We start from the raw sequence: 22,350 nt of genomic DNA, 5'->3' as shown, positions 1-22,350 counted from the left end.
TTAGCGTCCAGATTATACTTATACATGGTTTCATTTAGCATGATTTTGGTACAAATCAGCCATCTACCCTTCCTCAGCAGTATTATACCGCTGAGTGCACTGGTATTAAGTCCCCGGACTTAAGCCCGAGGTCTATGGACTCGCTGGGATTTGAACCCAGGGCCTCCGCCTTGCAAAGGCGGCGATCTTCCAGCTGATCTACGAGCCCTTGTCGTGGTCTCGTATGGCCCACGAATCTTCCTTAATTGGCTTGACAGTTTTTCGGTTTCCAATCGATAGATTCTAATTTTAGCACACGTTTGTGTGCTGCTTTAGGAGGTGATCCAGCCGCAGATTCCCCTACGGCTACCTTGTTACGACTTAACCCCACTCGCGGAGCTCGAGTTCGAACACGCCAAAAAGCGTGCCCTCACTCGAACCCCACTCGCATGGTTTGACGGGCGGTGTGTGCAAGGAGCAGGGACGTATTCACCGCGTGATGTTGATACGCGATTACTACGGATTCCGGCTTCATGAGGGCAAGTTGCAGCCCTCAATCCGAACTAGGGCTGGGTTTAGGAGATTACCGTCACCTCTCGGTGTAGGTGCCCATTGTCCCAACCATTGTAGCCCGCGTGTAGCCCGGGTCATTCGGGGCATACTGACCTACCGTAGCCCGCTCCTTCCTCCGCTTTAGCAGCGGCGGTCCCCACAGTGTGCCCATCTCTCTTGCGAGAATGCTGGCAACTGTGGGCACGGGTCTTGCTCGTTGCCTGACTTAACAGGATGTCTCACGATACGAACTGACGACGGCCATGCACCTCCTCTCAGCGAATCCGGTAAGGTCTTTAGCCTGACCTTCATATTGCTGTCGAACCCGGTAAGATTCCCGGCGTTGAATCCAATTGAACCGCAGGCTCCACCCGTTGTAGTGCTCCCCCGCCAATTCCTTTAAGTTTCAGCCTTGCGACCGTACTTCCCAGGTGACTCGCTTCAAGTTTTCACTGCGGCACCAGATGCGGTCGCACCGCACCTGACACCTAGCGAGCATCGTTTACAGCTGGGACTACCCGGGTATCTAATCCGGTTCGTGCCCCCAGCTTTCGTCCCTCACCGTCGGACCCGTTCTGGTGGGATGCCTTCGCCATCGGTGGTCCCCCAAGGATTACGAGATTTCACCCCTACCCCTGGAGTACCTCCCACCTCTCCCGGTCCCAAGCCTACCAGTATCTCTTGGACGCCTGACGATTAAGCCGCCAGATTTCCCAAGAGACTTAATAGGCCGGCTACGGGCCCTTTAAACCCAATAAAAGCGGTTACCACTCGGGCCGCCGGTGTTACCGCGGCGGCTGGCACCGGTCTTGCCCGGCCCTTGCTAACCACTGCTTTTTACACAGCGGGACAGCCAGCACTAGGTGCTGGCACTCGGGGTCCCCTTATCGCGGTTGCCCGCATTGTAAAGGTTTCGCGCCTGCTGCACCCCGTAGGGCCTGGATTCATGTCTCAGAATCCATCTCAGGGCTCTTGCTCTCACAACCCTTACCCGTCGTAGGCTAGTAGGTACGTTACACCCACTACAACCTGATAGGCCGCAGATCCATCCTTGGGCACCGGAGCTTTCAGCCATAGGGCATTCCAGCATCTATGGCCTATCCGGTATTAGTCCCAGTTTCCCGGGGTTATCCCGGACCCAAGGGCAGGTTATCCGCGTGTTACTGAGCAGTATGCTGAGGGCTTTCCCCTCTCAACTCGCATGGCTTAGTCGGACCCCGATAGCAGTAACCTCTGGCAGGATCAACCAGAATTAAGTTGATATCTGCACACCTGTTTTGAAGTTTTATAAACTATCGGAATTTTAGGAGGAACTATTAAGGTTTAATAGTTCCTTGTTAATTCCCATCTATCGATTGGAATTAACCGAACTGTCACGCCAACGTCAGACGAGAACATCTGTTCTTGTCTCCATTTAATGTATCATGGTCGGAAAACAGCCCTTCACATTTAGGTTTGCCCTATAATCTGAGCCGACGCCAAATTAAACCATGAATTAATAGTGATAAACAACTGCTGTATTCTAACAACACCCTGTTACCACACAGGGAACTCTTTATATGTAATCTATCCTATATATGCTTTTCCCTCGTGTATGATAAATATACACGAGTTCATCTCACAGCATTACATATACGATTGTGTTTTTATACACAACGTCCCTGCTACCGCGCAGGGAACCCTTTATATGTAAATTATAGTAGATATACCTTTCCCTCGTGTATAAATTTATACACGAACTCATTAATTTTTAATGTGATAACCAGATTATACCTGATTTTCATAACTATAGATTGCTATGCATTGGTACATAACATCCCTGTTACCACAAAGGTGATGTTTATGTGATCCATAGTAGATATACCTTTCCCCGTATATAGACCCGGTAAATTTTTGGTGCTATAATCAGAGTTTTTTATCCTCCCTCATAGCCTTCAAAAGTTCAAGCACTGAATATGCTGCTCTTGTTACCCCCATACTGCGGTTATCAGTATCAGTCCCTGCAAGGTAAAGATTCGAAAGCGGTGAGCGCGGCCCTGCAATAAATCCATTGATAGTGACAGCGGCTTTCTCAGGTATTGTAACCTGGTAATGGATCATTTCAGTCCTGCTCTCAATTCCGGGAATAGCCCTGTAGATTAGATCAAGTGCCCGCTTCTTTTCTCCCTCTAAACTCTTTTTATCATCGATAACAAACGTGAACCCTATTAATTGCTTATCCCTTGGCGCAATACTTGAATCATAATTGCTAATAGGCATTGCCCAGTATGCGCCATCCTTGAACCAGATCTCAGACCCTATATAGTCAAATTCTTTTATTTTTTCACTCAGGCCAAGCCATATGGTAAGGCTAAGCGTCTGATCGATATGGGAAATATTCTCTATATAATCAGAAGGCAAAGAAACAAGATCTGGAAGATCTTTTACAAAACCTGAATATACAACAGTATTGGCTGTGAACACCTCTTTATCTATAGCAACCCCTGCTACCCTTTCATCCCTGAATATAATTTCCTTTACCCTTGAACCAGTTTTAATCTGCACGGTTTTAGGCATTGAATATAGAACCGCATTTAAAAGAGATTTCAGGCCACCACGCGGATATGCCTGCGCGTAGGCTATTCTATTGGTGGCAAGTCTGCTTATAGCAGAGAAATGGCTTTTTAACTGGTATTTCGATAGTGTATCTGTTATTACAGAAGTGTATGATGTATTTGTATGCTGTTCATTATGAAAAATATCCTCTGAAACGCTATCCCTGATAAAGCTGCTTCCGTATAATACACGGTTGACAGATGTATATTTCATGGATTTTCCAGATAGGGAATAAGCAATTGCATCCACAAAATCATGGGTGTCTTTGGATAATCCGTTTGGCAGGTAATCATATACAGACTGATTGCCTTCCAGCATTCCGAATGTCATCTGTGTCAGAGCTTTTGTCAATACCTGTGAGAGCATGAACCTGTCCTTTCTGGGCAGGACATCAAAAGTAACAAACTCTTTAATATTAGAGGGCAGCTTAGTAAGGCCCTTCTCTGTACGCGCATAATAATGCCCAAACTCCAAAAATACAGGTGAGTATATGAAATATTCATCCATTAGCCGCCTGAGTGGACCTTCGCGCAGATGGGTTATAGCATGTACGCCTGTATCCACCTGGAAGCCATCCACATCGTAACTATTACAATTGCCTCCAACCACACTGTTTTTTTCAAGTACGAGAATCTTCTTTCCGTGTTTGGAAAGAGTCAGGGCAGACATCAGGCCGCTGATGCCTCCTCCTATAACAATTACATCATAATCTACCATAATGTCTCTAATATTATCTCATTCTTATGAAAAATCTTGCTGTTAGATTTCCTTCAAATCCCTGAGACCTTCAAATTCTGTAGATCCTGCGAAATAATCCACGTACAACCTGAGTGAAAATAGCAGATAGGGGGATAATCTGTCCTGAGGATCTTGTTCTTCCCTCCCGGATAGCGGATAGTACAGATTCCTCGTTAGATTCTGCGTCTATATTCGTGAAACCAAGACCAATTGTTGATAGTATATGGGAATCACTCCCACCTACTTCGGGTTTTCCAGATTCCTGTGCCATCTTTTTTGCTTTTGTATTCTCTCCGAATATACATCTGGAATTAAATGTCTCAATGGCATCTGCATACTTTGCATCATAGCCAGCGCCCACCCTCTTAAAAGGATGTGCAGCTATGGCCACGCCACCTCTTTGCCTGGTGAGCCTGATGGTCTCAAGAAATGAGAGTTTCGATGGAATATTTTCCCGTACACCAAGTACGATAAGATGTCCTTCTGTCGTTGTTATCTCCATGCCAGGAAGCACAAGTAAAGGCAGGTTCAATTCCCGGGAGCGTCTGATGCCAAGAAGGCTTCCCTCAACGGTGTTATGATCACATATGGTTATACCATCAAGGCCTTTCTTTACAGCCTGCTTTAGGATATCATCGATAGCCAGGCTGCTGTCGTTTGAATGATTCGAATGTATGTGCAGATCAAAGCGCATATATTGATATTTTTCTAAGATGATAAATAAGTTAACCCCGGTACTACAGGAGTGAGAAAGCTAAGAGGTGAATGGATAAGTATGGTGTTTCTGGACTTTCTATCCTTACTCCATGGATAAGAGTTTATGCTGTTACTATCATTTGCGAACTTTTAGGCAGGCACAGGTAAAGAATATGTACCTGCAGTCACTCTACTGTAACCCACGCGATATAGTAAAATTAACGCTATTGCTTGTGCCATTTTGATTAACTGGAGATACAGATGTAGCAGGAAGCGCGCTAGTGCCGTTAGATTGCACTTCAACCAGGAAGCCATAGCTTACAGAACCTTTCTCTAACCATGCCTCAATATTCAGAACGTAAAGCCCTGGTTCAAGCGATAGCTCTATATCTGATTCACGTTCAAGAGGTGGAGTTAAGCGCTTTCCTTGCAACTCCCAAATGTTCCACCAGCGCCAGTCACGCGCACTCAAATTAAGTTCGTCTTGCTCTGTAACCTGAATGATATTGAACTGCAACTCAGAAGGGGGCTCCTGAAGAGGCAAACGTAGATGTGCTGTAAAGGGTGAACTTGCAATCAGTGGTTCCTGCACTGTCGGGATGCCTATCATGTCAACACAGAGAGCATTCCATGTTCCCTTCCAGCAATAGCTGCCTATTCCTGAAATCTGCTCTTTTCCGTCTATCTTAAGGATTGCTGGCGGCGGCTCTATTTTTTCTTGGGATATCAAATATATACTTATTACAATTAAAATTATAATTGCTAAGATTGAAAATTTGACTTTCCGGTTCATTTTTTTCTTCTCCGCATCGTTACAACCAGTAAACTGATTACGGATAGTATAACATCGAATCCAGGCGCCTCTGGACTTACCTGTGCCGTTGGCGTAAGAAAAGGCATATCGATTCCCATCTGCTCAGCTTCAACTGTAATCACTCTAACTGTATCAGGTAATCGTATCTCCCTTCTTTGTAAAGCATCATCAAACCGGCTCCTATCAGCTTTAGTAATATACAACTCAACATTGTTATTGTATACATTGATGTCTGACTGTACACGTATACCTAAAGCATTGGTAGAATAGGTAACATTATTTTGGTCTCTTTGGAGGTCAGCTAAGGATACTTTTGCAGTGTTGCGCACCTCAACAATGTCGGCGAACTCTGGATACTGTTTCAAGTACGGTTTGATTGTCTTCTCACCGTCACGAGTAAACTGCACAACAACGCGGAATTCCGGATTGTGCTCAATCCAAAGTCCAGCAAATGTCTCTACTTCCTTCGTTCTCAGTTCTTCTTCGGGCATTGGAATGTTTTGAAGTTGGAATCGGCAGAGAGCTTCCTCAGTACTAACATTATTATTTGATGCATATATTTGTGCATCATACAATAGTGGATCATTATCATCCAGTGCAGGTTTTTCACCATTGTCCTGCTCTTGAGCATTCACAACTGTAAATGCCCCCGGCAGTACCAGAACTAACACAAGGATAATTGAGTAAATATATTTATTGATTTGTTCCATTTTCATCATAATTTTATTTCCTCCTTACTTCTTTAATCTCTACCTGTAGTTCTTTCAGGGCAGCTCTACAAATATTCTCTGTGACAATCATATACACATAATACTTATAAAAAATTTTCTTAAACTACGAACCCATTCGTAGCTATACCACTCCTCTTTACTGGCATACGTATCCTGATATTACAGTCACTTTACCGTGACATAATAAAATTGGCGCTATTGCTCGTGCCGTTTTGTTTTACCATTTGTTCCGGTAGTTCCAGCATCAGGTTGAATTGTCGTGATAGCTGGAGCAGGCGATACGGTCTCGATCGCTGTTGGAGTTTCAGTTGTGATGTATTGTGGTAATTTACCTGAAGGGTATGGCTCAATAGAAACGGTAGTTTTTGTAGTTACCACAAAATTACTGGCCATCAAAATTATGACGATAACCACCGAGGCAATTAAAGCAATGCCAATAAGCCTATCTTGAGGAGAATCTGTTCTTTTAATGAGGAAATAATAGATCAGTGAACCTATAAACCCTGCAAAGATTATCACCAGAATCCAGATGATCTTGGCATAATTTCCGCCGATTTTGAACTTATCATCCGGTCTCTTCAGGCAATCTATCAGCATCCAGAACCAGAAAACTATTACAAAAACAAATACAGGAACAAAGAGAATCAAGAATATCTCACTTATGCCTATCACTTTTCATTCCTCCCTGTGCTTAATCTCCACCACACAGCCAGAGCTCCCAGAATCCCTGATATCATTTCAAACCCGGGCGCTTCTCTGCGTGCCTGCGCTGTTGGAGCAGGAGCTACTGGTGTCTCAGTTTCCATTTGATCCGGTTCTTCAGGCACTTCAAGTATCTGAACTTCACTTTCGGGTATAGACCAGTTGATTTCCAGCAGGATAGCATCTTCACTTGCACCAACAAATATTCTGCCCTCTTTAATTGTTAAAAGCGGTACTTCGGAGCCATCCGGATTCTTGCCCCTGTATGTGTAGGATTTACCTGTTTCAATCCTTGCATCCTCAAGCTGTTTACCCTGATAGGAAAGTGAAATCAGGATAAATCCTGGCGCTGCCGATTTATCTACAGCCTTAACAGAGAGACTCCAGCCGTCTTTTTCCCAGGTACCACCTACCACAAGCATCTTTTCTTCAGAACTCCAGATTTGTGTTTTTATTTTAGGCGTGGTGGCCACAGGTGAAAGGAGTTTGTCTATTACAATAATAACTTCATCTCTATCTGAAACTGGATGCTTTCCAAGTTGCATATTTAGCATCCTGAACCTCCCTTTTTCAATGTTTTCATCACTGAGCATCAAAAGGGCCCTCTCGCCCACGCTGAAGTTTGCAGCGCCTGCAGTAAAAACATTTGTACCCTGCTCAGTCCTGATAGTTATTTCATTATCGGGCAAGGAACCTTTTAACCATTCATCCACATCAATAACCACATCAGTGTAATCGTAACCCGGGCGTACCTCCTTTACAGTGCCTATGATAATCCTGTCGGAATGATTTACCTGATACGATAGTTCTCCCGCTTCCGCTGACCAGCTTGCAGAAACTACATCTGAGAATAAACTGAGTGCAAAGATCCCGATCAAAACATATATTGCAGCTTTTTTAACCATATTAGATATTCAAATTCCTCCATTTTATATTTATATTTATCCTCCATATGGATACACCCGTCCAGAAATCGCAGATGGTGAAGGTATCCTCATTTCTGAACTCACCACCTGATCCACCCACGTTGCGGTCGCAACCACTTTATATTTATCTCCTATCCTGCCTTTTATAACAATAGGAGACAGTATATATTTCTCAGCCGATGGCTCATCCTTTGCAAGTTCTATGACTACGATAGGCGCATATGTTTTGGTATCATAAGTTGTTCTTGCCCCTGTCACAGGGTCATAGGTGCTATTGCGGAACTCCCAGGTTACAAGGGGTTCAGATTCATCTATTTCGCTGCGTAAAGAGTATCTCCTTGTAACTGTCGAAACTGTAGTATTTGTTAACTCATTTATAACTGATATATTGACTTCAACACCCGGTGCATAGCCTTTTCCTCTGAGTTGTAAATAACCATAAACAGCGTGTATTTCACTGGTTCCATTGATGCCCTGATAGTTATAAAGAAATACTTCGATCTCTGGCTTAGGAATATTGATTTCTATTGTTCTGGAATCTGCAAGTTTTCCTCGCTGATAGACCTCAACCTCAACTTTTTGTGCACCTGGTACTTGATATCCTATGCTAACAACTATGAAATTGCTTCCAGGTTTTAGTAGAACTTCTTTCTGAGGACTATCGAATGCATTCGATTCATTATAGCTTAAATTTGCGTATGCCAGAATCGTGAATCCTTTTAGACTTTCTCCTTTTTCATCCACAAATGCATTTTTCACATTTATGGTAACATTTACATCTTCTGAAGCATTATTTTGCAGATTGATCTTTAGAGAACTCAACTGTCCTAATCTGAGTTCTTCAGGTGCCTCCAGACTTACAATTTTGACGTCTGAAGGGGTAAAATACCAGAATAACACTCCTACAGATAGCAAAACTATTGCCATTATTGCTACTGCAACCATCTTATTTCTCATTCGTCTCACCTCGCAATTTGTCAGCAAGAGCGACCTTATTGGTCAATCCATACTGCTTTTTAACCACTAACCCTCGTTTCTCAAGATCAGTCAGCATTCTTGAGACCTTTGCCTTTGAGAAATTCAGAGAAAGTACCAGTTCATTCTGAAGCATTTCGCTGCCATGGTCAGCGATTTCTTTAATCAGTTTCTTCTCATCGCCTTCCAGTGCGGTTATGACTGCCTCAATTAATTTCGTGCTGTCATTAACATGCTCAGTAACAGCAGCTATATCAGTGCCGTGGACAGAGCTTTCCGCTGGTTTTTCTTCCATTATCATACTCTTAACCTCGCTTTTTCCTGCCGCAAATAACATTGTGAGAATATACGAGAGCATCATGCCGCCAATTGCCGAGCCGATGACCAGAACGTATGCATCGTTCTTTGTGTAGGTGTACGGAAGCTCAAGGATTTTGAAAGAACCATCGCTTATCTGGATAATCGATGGCTTTGTAGCAAGCAGCATGCTTGTGACGATTACGCTTGATATTACAAGCACAGCGCCCGCCAGTACCATTGTTCCCGTTTTCCTTGAAATCATCAATTTAGCACCTCAGCATAAGCTCTCAGTTGTACCTCCTTTTAAATAAATAGATTGTAGATAGAATTCCTGTTGTAAGGATAGCATCAAACCCCTGTGCCTCAGGTGTATCTGCTGCTGTCGGCACAGGTATTGCTATATCAGCTATTTGTTCTGATTCCTCATCCTGTTCAACAAATAAGGGGGCATAAACCGACAGTACTTCATCATATCCATTTAGTTTTATTATCGATACATTCTTCGTTCTCATTTCTATATCATGAGAGGAAGCAACAATCAATCTGCTGCCATCAGGACTCCAGTCCCCTGTGATTACATTGTATGGTTCTTTAGCAGTAAGCTGTACAAGCTCCGTACCGTCTGGATTACTTAAAAAGATATGAGCTGCAGAAGAATCACTTCTTGCAAAAGAATCACTTTTTGCCAATAAAGTGTCGAAATCCATCTGTTTCCCTGTTGCAGGGTCTATAATAGCCGAAAAAGCAATTTTATCACCTGAAGGATTCCATTCATATACTGGTCGCTGAAAAAACTCTCCCCATCCTGTTAACGCAAGCAATGTCTTTCCGGTACCATCGGGGTTCATGGTATATAAGCTGTATTTAGGACGTTCCACAGAAGCCATTTTTTCAGCATTTGTCTTTCTATCCTCTTTTAAAATATTTTCTAAATTCATCCCATCCGCAGTTACCGCAGTAAATTCATTTAGGTCTCCTATATACAAACCCTGCCAGAATCCTGCATCGGGTAAAAACGTTAAAATCGATTCCATATCTGAGAGATTGGTTCCAACAGCTCTCAGCCCTGTTCCATCAGGATTAACGACCACTACAAGAGATGCATTAGGTCGGTTTAACAGAAAGGCTATTTTATCTCCACCCTGAATCCATGTAGGAGATACAATCCACGCACCTTTTGAATTTATGAATCTGGACGAAACGATTTTCCTTAGCCCTGTTCCATCTGCATTCATCACATAAATTCCAGATACTTCTTCATATTGACTCCAGGAAGTGCGGGAGAGCATGAGAAGCCTTTCGCCGTCCGGACTCCAGCGGACAGGCTCGATATTAAAATAGCCTGGTTTCAGGGAAACTTCTTTAGCATCATTGATAGCATGCGGTTTCACAATATCTGTAATAGAAATTACTTCTTCGACTCCTGTATCGTTTGTGGCTGCTCCGCCAACCGGAAGGAATAACAGAATTGCAATCATTATTGCTATTGTAATTTTCATCTGCACTATCACGAAAATATTTTCAAGATTTCCCCTCATAATTTTGCCTCGTCAGCCTTATGCCGCCTCTATCAATCAGCATGAATAAAGCGCTTATTTTTCGGGTGCTCATACAACCGCCTTCTGTGCTGCATGGTACTTTTTTATCCTGCCTTCTTTTAAGCAGGCCACCTTACCTGCATAAAGCAGTATGTCAAGATGGTATAGCACCGAGCCTCTGCCTAAGTTAGTTTCACGCATAATTTTCATAGGATATGCACCCGGGTTTTCTTTTATATATCTGTAGATAGCAGCACGGAACTCATTTTCTAGAACATTACCATCAAAAATCCATCTCATACCGACACCTCAAAAATACCGCAAGGTCATTTGACAGACCCTGCCATCTTTATCATCTCCTCTTTACCAAGAGAACTGGTGGCCTGGGTCTGCCCTTCATTCTTCCAGCTCGTAATGCTCAAACTCAGGTTTCCGATCTTCCAGCCCAGGAACTTAATACCGTTTTCCTCAGAGTAGCGGCCTTCAATTCCATTTATATCTACGATCTCTCTGGTATCTCTGGGTAAAGTAGATGGTTGTGTTATGTTATCCTTTGTTTTCACAACTATTATCTCTTTAATGGTTAACTGCTCATCTCCATTTTTATAGGAGAATGATGCCATGTCAATGTCACTCAGGACACCTACGAACTTTGTCCCTCTTGCGCTCTCGAACTTGTAGCCAGATGGAAGATAATCTGGCTCAAGAATCGTGAATGAAACATTTGCCTGTGCCTCAGCTATAGCCTTCTTCGTAACCTGCCTACTATCTTCAGCACCAGTGAATGCATTGAACTTTGTATTAGTTTCAGCAAAGCCTAATGCAACTGCTGCAAGGAGTATCCCCAGTACCGTTACGATGGATACTCCGATTAGTATAGATTTCTTCATTTTATCACCTCTATATTACAGTGCATATTTTGCGCCTGATTTAGCTAACAGGTGAAACAACTGATACATTTTATGCGATACAACAGGTGAAACGGTTTCACAAAACTGAAACCAGCGTCTCTGAATATCGATATTACCGTACACTTTAAGTATTATCTGTGACAGGCATCTAAACTGAGCAAATAGCAATAGTTTAATAATAAAAAGGCTTAATGAGCATCATTTAAACCTGTAAGGATTTACAGGAACAAATATTCTGGAGAATATAACTAAATGGAGCTTCCTGTCGTACACCTGCCTGATATCCAGGCAAACCAGCCAGATATTCCCCTTACACTAACAAGAGTCGGGGTAACAGATGTAAAGAAACTTGTTGAAGTAGCAAGAAAGGATAAACGTCCTATCGTGCTTGTATCAACATTTGATATCTTTGTTGATCTGCCGTCTGACCGCAAAGGCGCTAATCTCTCAAGGAATTTTGAGGCAATAGATGAGGTGCTTGAAGAAACGATCCGATCACCTGTTTACGAGATAGAGGATCTATGCGGAGAGATCTCAAGAAGACTCATCGACAGGCATGAATATGCCCTGCACGCAGAGGTCAGGATGAGGAGTGAGTATATCATCAAAAGAGAGACCCCAAAGACAAAAGTAAAATGCCAGGAGGTTGTGAATATCTTTGCTGAGGCAAAGGCAATCAGGGAGGAAGAACTGGCGGTGAGAAAGCTAGTTGGAGCTGAAGTCCTCGGGATTACAGCATGTCCCTGCGCCCAGGAGATCATGCGGGATATAGCAAAAAAGGAATTAAAGGCCCTTGGCGTTGAGAAAGAAGTTGTCAGGAAATTCTTAAACCGTGTACCCATGCCCACGCACAACCAGAGGGGGCGGGGAATTATCTCAATCGAGGTTCATGACAACAACTCTGTTTCTATTGATAAGATCATTAATATCATTGAAAACTCGATGAGCTCTCAGATGTTTGAGTTGTTAAAGAGATCAGATGAGGCAGCGGTTGTAGAGCTGGCACATAATAACCCTAAATTCGTGGAAGACTGCGTGCGTACCATGGCACAAAAAATTGTGAAGGAGTTCCATGAATTACCTGATGATTCTATTATAACAATCAAACAGATCAATGAGGAAAGTATCCACCGCCATAATGCATTCGCAGAGCGTAAATCCACGTTAGGGGAATTAAGACATGAGATTAATAGATACTATTAAGCTGCATTTAAAACTGCAATAATAAGTTTTAATATCAGCAAACCCCATCTTAGCCCCAAATGTTAAAGCGCGAGAATATCCTCATCGAGGCTCTCCCGTATATCCGTAAGTTCTACAATTCCATTATGGTAATCAAGATGGGTGGCCATGCAATTATCGATCCTGTAATAATGGATCAGATAGTGCAGGACATCGTGTTATTGAGATTCGTGGGCATCCGTCCTGTGATCGTACACGGCGGCGGTCCTGAGATCACAGAAAAGATGGAGCGCATGGGAAAGAAGCCTGAGTTCGTTGCTGGCCTTCGGGTCACGGATAACGAGACCCTTGAGATTGCACGAATGGTACTGGTAGGCAACGTCAATACCAAGATAGTTTCCCTTGTAAATAAGCACGGAGGGAAGGGTGTTGGCCTCTCAGGAAGTGACGGCTGGCTTATTGTGGCCAGGAAGCTCGCCCCGCAGCGTATAACGATCGAAGGGGTCGAGAGAGAGATCGACCTTGGCTGGGTAGGAGAAATAGAGGTTATTAACCCGGAATTATTGATGATTCTTACAGATAGTGGATACATCCCTGTCATATCACCTATAGCAACCGATGAGAGAGGTAATGATCTGAACGTGAACGCCGATACTGTTGCAGGAGATATAGCAGCTTCATTGAGAGCAAAAAAATTAATATCCCTGACAGATGTCCCTGGTATCCTGAAAGACCCCGGAGATCCAAAATCCCGTATCTCCAGATTTGCGCTTGATGAGATCGAAACACTCATAAAGAGCAACACCATAAGCGGTGGAATGATACCAAAGGTAGTATCAAGCGCAGCTGCGGTCAAAATTGGAGTCGGACAGGTCCATATAATCGATGGGAGCATGCCTCATTCCCTGCTGCTTGAACTGTTTACGGACGAGGGTATTGGAACAATGATATATAGAAAAGAGTGAATTATTGTGAGCAAAGTAAAACCTGTAAAGGGAGAGAAGAAGAAAGAAGAAGTAGAGAAGAAAGAAGAGCCTGTCGTTAAACCCATAACGCCTGATGAGCGAAAGCGAACTTTAATTGAAGGAATCAAAAAAACTGTTTTCCCTTCGTTCATTGGTGCAGCCTTTGCGTTATTGTTTTTCCTGAGATTTGGTGCTGCAACTGAAATATCCTGGTTTTTGGTCGTTATATTAGTAGTGTTCGGCTCATATTATATCCAGAGATTTGCATACCCTCCACTTGGTGTCAGGGTAAAGGAATTTGAGACGAAGGACTGGCTGTATGTGGAGTTTTTAACTGTTATATTCCTGCTGGTTTTCTGGGTTCTTCTATTAAATTAAGGGGGCCTATGAAAAAAAGACTTGCTATTTTAGACCGTGATAGATGCCAGCCCAGGCTATGCGATTATCAATGTATCAAGTTCTGTCCAAGGGTACGCACGGGTGATGAGACAATTATAATAGGTGAAGATGGCAAGCCCATTATCTCAGAAGAACTATGCGTTGGATGCGGTATATGCATTAAACGCTGCCCTTTTGATGCGATTACGATCATCGGCCTTCCTGAGAAGCTTGAAGAGCCCACGCACCGCTATGGCATAAACGGGTTTGTTCTGTACGGGCTCCCTGTCCCCACGGCTGGAAAAGTAACAGGTATCCTTGGTCAGAACGGTATAGGAAAAAGTACCGCAGTAAACATACTCTCAGGAACGCTTAAACCCAACCTCGGAAAAGAAAAAATCGAGTGGGATGAGATTCTCAAGTACTATGCAGGCTCAGCCCTACACGGTTACCTTGAGGGAGTATCAAAGAGAAAGATAAAGACATCACAGAAGCCGCAGTATGTGGATATGATCCCCAGGAAATTTAAAGGGAAAGTCTGGGATCTTTTATCCAAAACAGATGAGCGGGGAGTACTCATGGAACTGCTATCCAAGCTTGATATCACAGGTATTGTAGATCGCAGAATAGAAGAGCTAAGCGGCGGTGAACTCCAGAGGGTAGCCCTTGCCGCATGCATTGCAAGGGATGCGGACTTCTATTTCATCGACGAGATAAGCCCCTATCTTGATATCTACCAGAGGATAAAAGCAGCACATATCATAAGAGAGCTTGCAGAGAAAAAAGCCGTGATGGTTGTTGAACATGACCTTGCTATACTGGATCTGCTTGCTGATGTTGTTCATATCGCCTATGGTACACCCGGGGCTTTCGGTGTGATAACCCATCCAAAAGGGATCAGGGTAGGAATAAATGAATACTTGAAGGGTTTCCTGAGGGAAGAGAATGTAAGGATACGTACAGAAGCGATCGAATTTGAGGTACATGCGCCCCAGCCAGCAAAGGATATACTCTCCCTTCTTGAATATGGGCAGTTCTCGAAAAAATACGAGGACGGATTCGAGCTCATAGCCGAAGGGGGCGAGATCAGGAAAGGTGAGGTTACAGGGATTGTAGGTCCTAACGGAATAGGAAAATCCACGTTTATCAAGATACTGGCAGGAGAGATAGAACCCACGACAGGAAAGATCGATATGAACATCAAAGTATCCTACAAACCCCAGTATATTAAGGCAGATGAGACTATTGCAGTAGCAGATCTACTTCGATCCATAACCAAACAGTTTGATACCAGCTATTACCAGACGGAGATCCTGAGACCGCTTCAACTGGAGAGGCTCCTTAACCAGAGCGTGAACGAATTAAGCGGTGGAGAGCTTCAGAGGGTTGCAATAGCAGCGTGTCTTTCCCATCAAGCTGATCTCTATCTTCTGGATGAGCCATCTGCCCATCTTGATGTGGAGCAGAGGGTACTTGCCACAAAAGTCATCAGGCGGTTTGCTGAAAATAATAAGGTGACTGCCATGGTTGTAGATCATGATATCTATATGATAGATATGTTAAGTGACAGGCTTCTTGTTTTTGAAGGGCAGCCTATGCTCAACGGTGAGGTCTATGGCCCGTTCGATATGCGCGAGGGTATGAATCGATTTCTTAAAAATGTCGGGATTACCTTCAGGCGGGATGAAGAGACAAAAAGACCGAGGGTCAATAAACTGGATTCCAGGCTGGATCGAGCCCAGAAAGCTGAAGGGGAGTATTATTACACCATGGATAAGAGTTATTAATAACCCCTCCTCACGGTACCCCTGCCATTTGTGAAATACACCTCATAATTATTATCTACATAGTAAACTTTATATTGAATGCTCATTATGATAATCAGCATATGAAAAGCTTTGCAGTTTTGATTATAATCCTCTGGTTGATAAATCCTGTATCAGCATCAGATTTCAGTCCAAACGATATAGAATGGGCACCTGCCGTGTCAGCAACTCTGTATAAAGGCGGTACTCTGACCAACGGGGAGTACATGATCAAAGCGATACAGTTCTCTTCTCCAGTGCCAGGGGTAAAGAATATCAAAGGAGAGATCGTTCCTGAAACAGATGTTAATCCCTCGGTTCTTCTTGAGATTTATAAAAACGGAACACTTGTCAAAGAGATAATCCTGACCTTGCAGAGTGAGCCTTATATAGACTCTGATTATGAGATCAAAATATCAGCTACTGGTTTTACGGCAAAGAATGCCAAAGAATGGGTATATGAGTATTATAAACCATGGGCCACCATATCTATACAGTTGAGGGGAAAGCCTAAACTTGAAGTCAAGGTTACAACCGATAAAACAACATATACCTCTTACAGCAGCCAGGTAATTACTGCAAAGGTTGAGGTAAAAAATAACGGTGATGCATTTGCCAAAAATGTTGATTTAAACCTCAATACAGGCGAATTAAAATTGAGGGGAGGGGATATAAGCCAGCTTCGCAAATATTATTACAGGATAGATAAAGGTAAGAGTGAGAGCTTTGAGGTCATATTGCTTGTTCCTGAATTGATCGATCAAAGATCATATGACTTAAGCGCAAATATAAAGGGGTATGATGCCAAAGATCTCGAGTACAGAGCAACAGGCTCAAAATCCATACCAGTCTCACCGAAACCAGATTATTTTACTGTAAGCAAGGCTGTGAGAGACCGTATGTACCTCAAGGACACCTCAACCGTAACTATCACTGTTGCGAACGGCGGAATGTATGATATCTATAATATCCATGTCACGGATAGCATAAATGAAGATTTTGAGTTAAAATCAAGTACTCCTTTTCAGTGGGATATCGCTGTGCTCAAGCCAGGACAGGAATGGAGTACAACATACTCAATTAAACCTCTGGAAACAAGCCTGAGCGGCTATACAGTACCGGCTGCTACTGCTCAGTTCACGGTCAATAATAGACAGTATAACGCATCCTCCAAAACAACAACGGTCGTGGTCAACGGTCCGAAGATCATCCTGAACAAGACAGTGAGCAAATCCGTCGCGAATATAAGCGAATCTGTAAATGTTACAGTGAAGATCAGCAACATAGGGAACATAGGCACACGGTTCGAGGTCACAGATTCACTGCCCGACAGCGTCAGCATTGTGCACGGCTCAATCTCACTGACCGGCTGGTCTGATCCTGATTCGGTGCAGGAGTTCAACTATACTATCCGCATGAACAGGGAGGGAGAAGCTCTCCTGCCTGCTGCGATCTTAAATTATACCAATGTTGAGTACAAGGGAACCACGCGATCTGTATTGAGCTCAGACAGACCGACCATAACTGTTATTGACCCAAGTAAGACCCCACCTGCACAAAAAGCACCGATGGGAGTCGCAGCAGCTGCACCACCTGATATTCAAGATCCTGAAAATGCCCAGGAGCCTTCTCCTACGCCTATAGCGCCTGGCTTCGATATTGCACTCGCCATTATTGTGCTGGTTTTCGCAGCAGCCTGCAGGCGAAGGTGAGCGTTAATTATCGCTTATCCTTTTGAACAACCTTTGCCCCGCGGTTCATTGCTATCTTGCCGGTCCTTACCATCTCTTTTATCCCGAACTGCCGCAGGAGCTGCTCCATCGCATTTATCTTGCTCTCATCGCCTGTAACTTCAACTACGATTGATCTTACGCCAACGTCCACGATCTTTGCCCTGAACACATCCACTATCTGCATCACTTCAGCACGGGTAGAGGAGTCCACCCCGACCTTTATGAGCGCAAGTTCCCTGTGTACGGTTTCATCATGTGATATGTCACTTACTCTTATAACATCGATCAGTTTGTTAAGCTGTTTCATCACCTGTTCAAGCACATGATCATCACCGTTCACAACGATGGTCATGCGCGAGGTATCCGGGTTCTCAGTAATGCCGACTGCAAGGCTTTCTATATTGAAACCGCGCCTTGAGAACAGACCTGCAACCCTTGTCAGGACACCTGGCCTGTTTTCAACAAGTACTGCTACTGTATGCTTCATCTCTTCTCACTCCAGATCGAGTATCTCATTGATAGCTGCGCCGGCCGGGACCATGGGTGAAACGTTCTCCTCACGCTCAACCACAAAATCTATGACCACTGGCCGCTCTGATTTTACTGCTTCATCAATAACATCCCTGACTTCGCCCTTCTTTGTTGCCCGAAGCCCAAGAGCACCGTAGGCATCAGCAAGCTTGACAAAATCCACGCTACCATCAAGGCATGTCTGTGAATAGCGCCTGTTAAAGAATAATTCCTGCCACTGTCTCACCATTCCCAGAAAACCGTTGTTGAGTATTGCCACGATTACAGGTATATCGTTCTGGACAGCGGTTGCAAGTTCCTGTGAGTTCATCTGGAACGAGCCGTCGCCTGCTATGTCTATAACTGTAGATTCAGGCTTTCCGACCTTTACCCCTATGGAAGCAGGGAATCCATAGCCCATCGTACCGAGGCCGCCGCTTGATATGAATGTACGCGGGTTTCTATAATTGAAGAACTGGGCTGCCCACATCTGGTTCTGCCCTACCTCTGTGACTATAACCGCATCAGGACATACTTCGCTTATCTGCTCAACCACAAACTGGGGGCGGAGAAGATCATCCTTCCTGTAGGAGAGAGGATACTCCTTTTTCCAGGTCTCTATCTTTTTGTTCCAGGCATCTGTTCTGACCTGTTCCTGCTTGATATATTTAAGTAAACCCTTCAACACGTTCTTTGCGTCTCCAACTATCGGGAGATCCACCCTGACATTCTTTCCTATCTCAGCAGGATCAATATCTATATGGATTATCTTTGCATTCTGTGCAAATGCGGATATCTTGCCTGTTACCCTGTCATCAAAGCGTACACCTGCAGCTATAATCAGATCAGATTCCTGTACCGCGTAGTTGGCATACCTTGTCCCGTGCATGCCCAGCATTCCAATGGATAGTGGGTGGCCTGATGGGAAGGCATCCATACCCATAAGTGTGGTCGTTACAGGTGCCATAATCCCCTCTGCCAGAGCGCAAAGCTCATCACAGGCGCCTGAGATAACAATGCCCCCGCCTGCATATATAACAGGCTTCTCAGCCTTCAGTATAAGGGATGCAGCCCGCTTGATCTGCTGTTCATTTCCCGTATATGTTGGTTTGTATCCACGCAGCTTTACCTCCTGCGGATATTCAAATTCTATAATTTCGGTCTGTGTATCCTTTGGCAGGTCGATCAGTACCGGGCCTGGCCTCCCTGTCCGGGCAATATAGAAGGCTTCCTTGATTGTCATGGGAATATCCCTGGCATCATTGACAAGGTAGTTATGCTTGGTAATAGGCAGGGTTATCCCTGTAATGTTCGCTTCCTGGAACGCATCATTACCTATAAGAGAGCGTGGAACCTGCCCGGTTAGGGCTACCATCGGCACAGAATCCATATAAGCTGTCGCAATACCTGTAACAAGGTTTGTGGCTCCAGGCCCTGAGGTGGCAAGGCATACACCCGCTTTGCCTGTAGCTCTTGCATAACCATCAGCAGCATGTGCAGCAGCCTGTTCATGTCTTACAAGTATGTGCCTGATATCAGCATCGTATATTTCATCATATAACGGAAGTACGGTTCCTCCCGGATATCCGAAGATCACTTCTACATTCTCCTGGTAAAGCGATTCTATGACTGCTTTTGCTCCGGTCATCTTTGGTTTTGTCATTTGATTCACCTTAACACAAATTAATGTTTAATAAACATTTCTCAGGAATCTCTGTTCTTGCGGTTGTTCTGTTCCTGCTGTATAAGCCTGTTTACGCCCTCAAGTACGGCCTCAACAGAGGCCATTATGATATCTGTACGGGCTCCGCGGGCTGTTATCGTCTTGCCTCCTTTACTGAGCTTTACCCAGACCTCAACCAGAGCATCAGTCCCGCCTGTTATAGCATCCACATGGTACTCATCTAATTGAATATCGGCAACGCCTGATACAGCTTTTTTTAATGCGTTGATGGCTGCATCAACAGGCCCTGTCCCTACACCTGCCTCTACTACGTGGTTCCCGTTTACCTTCAACCTGATCGAGGCTGTAGGCATCACGGTATTCCCAGCAACGACTGTGAGTTCTTCAAGCCTGACTTTGGCTTCCTGGTATATCCCCAGTACGGTCTCTGTAATTGTCTGAAGATCTGCATCTGTAACGTGCTTTCCTTTATCGCCGAGTTCTTTCATTCTTGTAACGATATCATCAATCTGCTCCTCACTGGCAGAAAATCCCAGTTCCCTCAGTGCAAGAACAACAGAGCTTCTGCCCGCATGCTTTCCGAGCACGATTCTGCGCTCACGTCCAACAAGTTCGGGTGTGATGGGTTCATACGTGGCAGTGTTCGCAAGCAGCCCGTGAACATGTATGCCTGCTTCGTGGGTGAAGGCATTTCCGCCCACTATCGCCTTGTTTGGAGCAACAGGGATTCCGCATAGCCTGCTCACAAGCCGGGATGTTGTGTACAGACCCTTAAGATCGATTTTTGTTTTATGCTTATATAATGAAAAAAGCGCCATGACCACTTCCTCAAGCGATGTATTTCCCGCCCGCTCGCCAATGCCGTTGATGGTGACATGCGCCTGCGCTGCTCCAGCCCGCAGTGCTGCAACAGTATTGGACGTTGCCATGCCGAAATCATTGTGGCAGTGGACACTGATGGGTGCACCAAGCAGTGATAAGTCGCTGAATATATCGTATGACCTCTCTGGAGTAAGAATTCCGACCGTATCACAGAAGCACAGCCTGTCAGCACCTGCCTCTATCCCGGCATTGTAAACGGATTTAAGATAATCAAGATCAGCGCGGGATGCATCTTCCCCGCTCAGTTCCACGACCAACCCATGCGATTTTGCATACTCTGTCATCTCAACAGCCATACCGAGTACAGACTTGCGGTCTTTTTTTAATTTTTGCTGGATATGAAGATCAGAGACAGGTACGACAAGATGTATGGAGTCCACATCGCAGCTTATGGCACTGTCGATATCCTCCCTGCGGATACGGCAGTAGCTGCATATTTCTGCATTCAATCCTTCGCCGGCTATTTTCTTAATAGCTGTGCGCTCACCATCTGATGTAATAGCAGAACCCGCTTCCAGGATATCCACACCAAGGCTGTCGATCTTCCTTGCAATCAATAACTTGCTCTCTGTTGTGAGAGAGACTCCGGGTGTCTGTTCACCATCTCTTAATGTTGTATCAAGTATTTTTATTCCGTTAAATAAAACGATCCCTTCTATTCATTTATATCACCTTGGTGAGCCTCTAAGTGTGCTTCCTATTAGAAAAACCTATCTACAATCTCAACCGCCCTGGCGATCAACTCAGCACTTTTCTCAAGGTCGCTCATGCTGAGAACAGATACAGGTGTGTGGATATATCGCGTTGGCATACTGATAACACCCGATGGTACACCTTCACGCGACAGATGTATTGCAGAAGCATCTGTTGTTCCGCCAGTGCCTACTTCAAGCTGGTAGGGGATATTATTTGATCCTGCTGCCTCTTTTAACCACTTCAATACAGGCTCAGGTACGATTATTCCACGCCCCTCGGCATCGCTTACAGTAATGGACGGCCCTTTACCCATCTCTATGGCAGAGTGTTTTTTCTCAATGCCGGGATGGTCGCCGGTGATCGTAACATCGGTAGCTAACGCAACATCAGGGCTTAATCCAAAAGCAGATATCCGGGCTCCTTTTAATCCCACCTCTTCCTGTACTGTGAACACGGCATGAATTGTAGCTCTAACATCTCTCATCTGCTCGAGCGCCCCTATGAGCATCGCACAGCCTGCACGGTTATCGAAAGCCTTGCCCGTGACCCGATCATTCCCGAGCGGTTTTAGCTCCATATCCGGGGTAATCGGCGTTCCTGTCCTTACTCCGAGCTTTTCCGCATCATCCTTGCTTTTTGCACCCACATCAATAAACATATCTTCTGCATTGACTGGCTTTTTCCTATCCTCCTCTTTCATGGCATGGGGAGGCTTTGAGCCTATTACGCCGTACACAGGGCCGTGCTCTGTATGCAGTATCATCCTCTGGTTAAGAAGCGTCTGGTCAAACCATCCTCCGGTCTTGGTGAAACGGACAAAACCCTTGTCATCAACGTATTTTACCATAAGACCGATCTCGTCCATATGTGCTGCAAGCATCACAGTGGGCGAATCGCCGCGCCTTGTGGCAATAAGATTTCCCATCTTATCGGTCTTGATCTCATCAACATATGGCCTTACTTCGTTCTCTATGATCTGCCTTACATTGCCTTCATATCCAGAAACACCATGCGCATTCGATAACCGCTCTAAAAGGTCTCTTAAGTCACTCATAAGT

At 44.5% G+C, this 22,350-nt stretch carries 20 protein-coding genes, 1 tRNA gene and 1 rRNA gene; 5 read left to right on the top strand and 17 right to left on the bottom strand.

Annotated features, from left to right (window positions below):
• Window positions 1-135 precede the first annotated feature (135 nt).
• From ANME2D_RS06455 to ANME2D_RS06395, 13 genes are all read right to left on the bottom strand, one after another.
• Window positions 136-208 (bottom strand) — tRNA-Ala (locus tag ANME2D_RS06455).
• Between the two features lie 105 nt (window positions 209-313).
• Window positions 314-1,784, bottom strand: a 16S ribosomal RNA gene (locus ANME2D_RS06450).
• 652 nt (window positions 1,785-2,436) lie between these two features.
• Window positions 2,437-3,843, bottom strand: a complete 1,407-nt coding sequence (locus ANME2D_RS06445; protein ID WP_048089909.1) for a phytoene desaturase family protein — start codon at window positions 3,841-3,843, stop codon at window positions 2,437-2,439.
• A 70-nt stretch (window positions 3,844-3,913) separates the two neighbouring features.
• Complete coding sequence (locus tag ANME2D_RS06440) at window positions 3,914-4,558, bottom strand: CehA/McbA family metallohydrolase (RefSeq protein WP_048089908.1); 645 nt, start codon at window positions 4,556-4,558, stop codon at window positions 3,914-3,916.
• Window positions 4,559-4,750: 192 nt separating this feature from the next.
• Complete coding sequence (locus ANME2D_RS06435) at window positions 4,751-5,290, bottom strand: hypothetical protein (RefSeq protein WP_157833991.1); 540 nt, start codon at window positions 5,288-5,290, stop codon at window positions 4,751-4,753.
• Window positions 5,291-5,349: 59 nt separating this feature from the next.
• Window positions 5,350-6,093 (bottom strand): hypothetical protein, encoded by a 744-nt coding sequence (locus tag ANME2D_RS06430; RefSeq protein WP_048089906.1) that lies wholly within the window; start codon window positions 6,091-6,093, stop codon window positions 5,350-5,352.
• A gap of 207 nt (window positions 6,094-6,300) precedes the next feature.
• On the bottom strand, window positions 6,301-6,777 hold the full coding sequence (locus ANME2D_RS16785; RefSeq protein ID WP_052368602.1) for a PLD nuclease N-terminal domain-containing protein: 477 nt from the start codon (window positions 6,775-6,777) through the stop codon (window positions 6,301-6,303).
• Window positions 6,774-7,712, bottom strand: coding sequence for an S-layer protein domain-containing protein (locus ANME2D_RS16780; protein WP_052368601.1), 939 nt, complete (start codon window positions 7,710-7,712; stop codon window positions 6,774-6,776). Before ANME2D_RS16780 ends, ANME2D_RS16785 begins: the two co-directional genes overlap by 4 nt.
• Window positions 7,713-7,748: 36 nt before the next feature.
• Entirely contained in the window at window positions 7,749-8,690 is a 942-nt protein-coding gene (locus tag ANME2D_RS06415; RefSeq protein WP_048089905.1) for a hypothetical protein, read from the bottom strand.
• Complete coding sequence (locus ANME2D_RS06410) at window positions 8,680-9,270, bottom strand: helix-turn-helix transcriptional regulator (protein WP_048089904.1); 591 nt, start codon at window positions 9,268-9,270, stop codon at window positions 8,680-8,682. The genes ANME2D_RS06415 and ANME2D_RS06410 overlap by 11 nt, the downstream gene beginning before the upstream one ends.
• A gap of 25 nt (window positions 9,271-9,295) precedes the next feature.
• Complete coding sequence (locus tag ANME2D_RS06405) at window positions 9,296-10,546, bottom strand: TolB family protein (protein WP_048089903.1); 1,251 nt, start codon at window positions 10,544-10,546, stop codon at window positions 9,296-9,298.
• Window positions 10,547-10,615: 69 nt separating this feature from the next.
• Complete coding sequence (locus tag ANME2D_RS06400) at window positions 10,616-10,846, bottom strand: transcriptional regulator (protein ID WP_048089902.1); 231 nt, start codon at window positions 10,844-10,846, stop codon at window positions 10,616-10,618.
• Between the two features lie 26 nt (window positions 10,847-10,872).
• A complete protein-coding gene (locus ANME2D_RS06395; protein ID WP_048089901.1) occupies window positions 10,873-11,436 on the bottom strand; it encodes a DUF4367 domain-containing protein in 564 nt (187 codons plus the stop codon).
• A 273-nt stretch (window positions 11,437-11,709) separates the two neighbouring features.
• On the opposite strand from ANME2D_RS06395, the gene mptA reads away from it, so the two are divergent.
• The 5 genes from mptA (at window position 11,710) to ANME2D_RS06370 (ending at window position 17,499) form a co-directional block, all read left to right on the top strand.
• Window positions 11,710-12,660 (top strand): GTP cyclohydrolase MptA, encoded by a 951-nt coding sequence (mptA, locus tag ANME2D_RS06390; RefSeq protein WP_048089900.1) that lies wholly within the window; start codon window positions 11,710-11,712, stop codon window positions 12,658-12,660.
• Window positions 12,661-12,719: 59 nt separating this feature from the next.
• Window positions 12,720-13,604 carry an acetylglutamate kinase gene (argB, locus tag ANME2D_RS06385; RefSeq protein ID WP_048089899.1) on the top strand — a complete coding sequence of 295 codons (885 nt, stop codon included), beginning with the start codon at window positions 12,720-12,722 and terminating at the stop codon, window positions 13,602-13,604.
• Window positions 13,605-13,610: 6 nt separating this feature from the next.
• The gene (locus ANME2D_RS06380) at window positions 13,611-13,982 is read left to right on the top strand and encodes an EMC6-like membrane protein (protein ID WP_052368600.1); all 372 of its coding nucleotides are present in this window, start codon (window positions 13,611-13,613) and stop codon (window positions 13,980-13,982) included.
• 8 nt (window positions 13,983-13,990) lie between these two features.
• On the top strand, window positions 13,991-15,769 hold the full coding sequence (locus ANME2D_RS06375; RefSeq protein ID WP_048089897.1) for a ribosome biogenesis/translation initiation ATPase RLI: 1,779 nt from the start codon (window positions 13,991-13,993) through the stop codon (window positions 15,767-15,769).
• A 101-nt stretch (window positions 15,770-15,870) separates the two neighbouring features.
• Window positions 15,871-17,499 (top strand): hypothetical protein, encoded by a 1,629-nt coding sequence (locus tag ANME2D_RS06370; RefSeq protein ID WP_048089896.1) that lies wholly within the window; start codon window positions 15,871-15,873, stop codon window positions 17,497-17,499.
• Between the two features lie 7 nt (window positions 17,500-17,506).
• Here the strand turns inward: ANME2D_RS06370 and ilvN are convergent, their stop codons facing one another.
• The 4 genes from ilvN to ANME2D_RS06350 form a co-directional block, all read right to left on the bottom strand.
• Window positions 17,507-18,007 carry an acetolactate synthase small subunit gene (gene ilvN, locus ANME2D_RS06365; protein WP_048089895.1) on the bottom strand — a complete coding sequence of 167 codons (501 nt, stop codon included), beginning with the start codon at window positions 18,005-18,007 and terminating at the stop codon, window positions 17,507-17,509.
• 6 nt (window positions 18,008-18,013) lie between these two features.
• Window positions 18,014-19,693, bottom strand: a complete 1,680-nt coding sequence (locus ANME2D_RS06360; RefSeq protein ID WP_048089894.1) for an acetolactate synthase large subunit — start codon at window positions 19,691-19,693, stop codon at window positions 18,014-18,016.
• A gap of 41 nt (window positions 19,694-19,734) precedes the next feature.
• Window positions 19,735-21,222, bottom strand: a complete 1,488-nt coding sequence (locus tag ANME2D_RS06355; RefSeq protein WP_048089893.1) for a (R)-citramalate synthase — start codon at window positions 21,220-21,222, stop codon at window positions 19,735-19,737.
• A gap of 74 nt (window positions 21,223-21,296) precedes the next feature.
• Window positions 21,297-22,346 carry a M42 family metallopeptidase gene (locus ANME2D_RS06350; RefSeq protein WP_048089892.1) on the bottom strand — a complete coding sequence of 350 codons (1,050 nt, stop codon included), beginning with the start codon at window positions 22,344-22,346 and terminating at the stop codon, window positions 21,297-21,299.
• Window positions 22,347-22,350: the final 4 nt, after the last annotated feature.

The organism is Candidatus Methanoperedens nitratireducens (genome assembly GCF_000685155.1).
GTDB lineage: Archaea > Halobacteriota > Methanosarcinia > Methanosarcinales > Methanoperedenaceae > Methanoperedens > Methanoperedens nitratireducens.
Note: the sequence above shows the minus strand (reverse complement) of the source record. Positions and strands in the feature narration are given on the sequence as shown.

Excerpts from the sequence above, each read along its gene's own strand:
- ANME2D_RS06440 (WP_048089908.1), bottom strand. The coding sequence starts at position 4,558 with ATGCGCTTTGATCTGCACATACATTCGAATCATTCAAACGACAGCAGC.
- ANME2D_RS06405 (WP_048089903.1), bottom strand. The coding sequence starts at position 10,546 with ATGAGGGGAAATCTTGAAAATATTTTCGTGATAGTGCAGATGAAAATT.
- ANME2D_RS06415 (WP_048089905.1), bottom strand. The coding sequence starts at position 8,690 with ATGAGAAATAAGATGGTTGCAGTAGCAATAATGGCAATAGTTTTGCTA.
- mptA (WP_048089900.1), top strand. The coding sequence starts at position 11,710 with ATGGAGCTTCCTGTCGTACACCTGCCTGATATCCAGGCAAACCAGCCA.
- ANME2D_RS16780 (WP_052368601.1), bottom strand. The coding sequence starts at position 7,712 with ATGGTTAAAAAAGCTGCAATATATGTTTTGATCGGGATCTTTGCACTC.
- ANME2D_RS06400 (WP_048089902.1), bottom strand. The coding sequence starts at position 10,846 with ATGAGATGGATTTTTGATGGTAATGTTCTAGAAAATGAGTTCCGTGCT.
- ANME2D_RS06430 (WP_048089906.1), bottom strand. The coding sequence starts at position 6,093 with ATGATGAAAATGGAACAAATCAATAAATATATTTACTCAATTATCCTT.
- ANME2D_RS06445 (WP_048089909.1), bottom strand. The coding sequence starts at position 3,843 with ATGGTAGATTATGATGTAATTGTTATAGGAGGAGGCATCAGCGGCCTG.
- ANME2D_RS06375 (WP_048089897.1), top strand. The coding sequence starts at position 13,991 with ATGAAAAAAAGACTTGCTATTTTAGACCGTGATAGATGCCAGCCCAGG.
- ilvN (WP_048089895.1), bottom strand. The coding sequence starts at position 18,007 with ATGAAGCATACAGTAGCAGTACTTGTTGAAAACAGGCCAGGTGTCCTG.
- ANME2D_RS06370 (WP_048089896.1), top strand. The coding sequence starts at position 15,871 with ATGAAAAGCTTTGCAGTTTTGATTATAATCCTCTGGTTGATAAATCCT.
- ANME2D_RS06395 (WP_048089901.1), bottom strand. The coding sequence starts at position 11,436 with ATGAAGAAATCTATACTAATCGGAGTATCCATCGTAACGGTACTGGGG.
- argB (WP_048089899.1), top strand. The coding sequence starts at position 12,720 with ATGTTAAAGCGCGAGAATATCCTCATCGAGGCTCTCCCGTATATCCGT.
- ANME2D_RS06410 (WP_048089904.1), bottom strand. The coding sequence starts at position 9,270 with ATGATTTCAAGGAAAACGGGAACAATGGTACTGGCGGGCGCTGTGCTT.
- ANME2D_RS06350 (WP_048089892.1), bottom strand. The coding sequence starts at position 22,346 with ATGAGTGACTTAAGAGACCTTTTAGAGCGGTTATCGAATGCGCATGGT.
- ANME2D_RS06360 (WP_048089894.1), bottom strand. The coding sequence starts at position 19,693 with ATGACAAAACCAAAGATGACCGGAGCAAAAGCAGTCATAGAATCGCTT.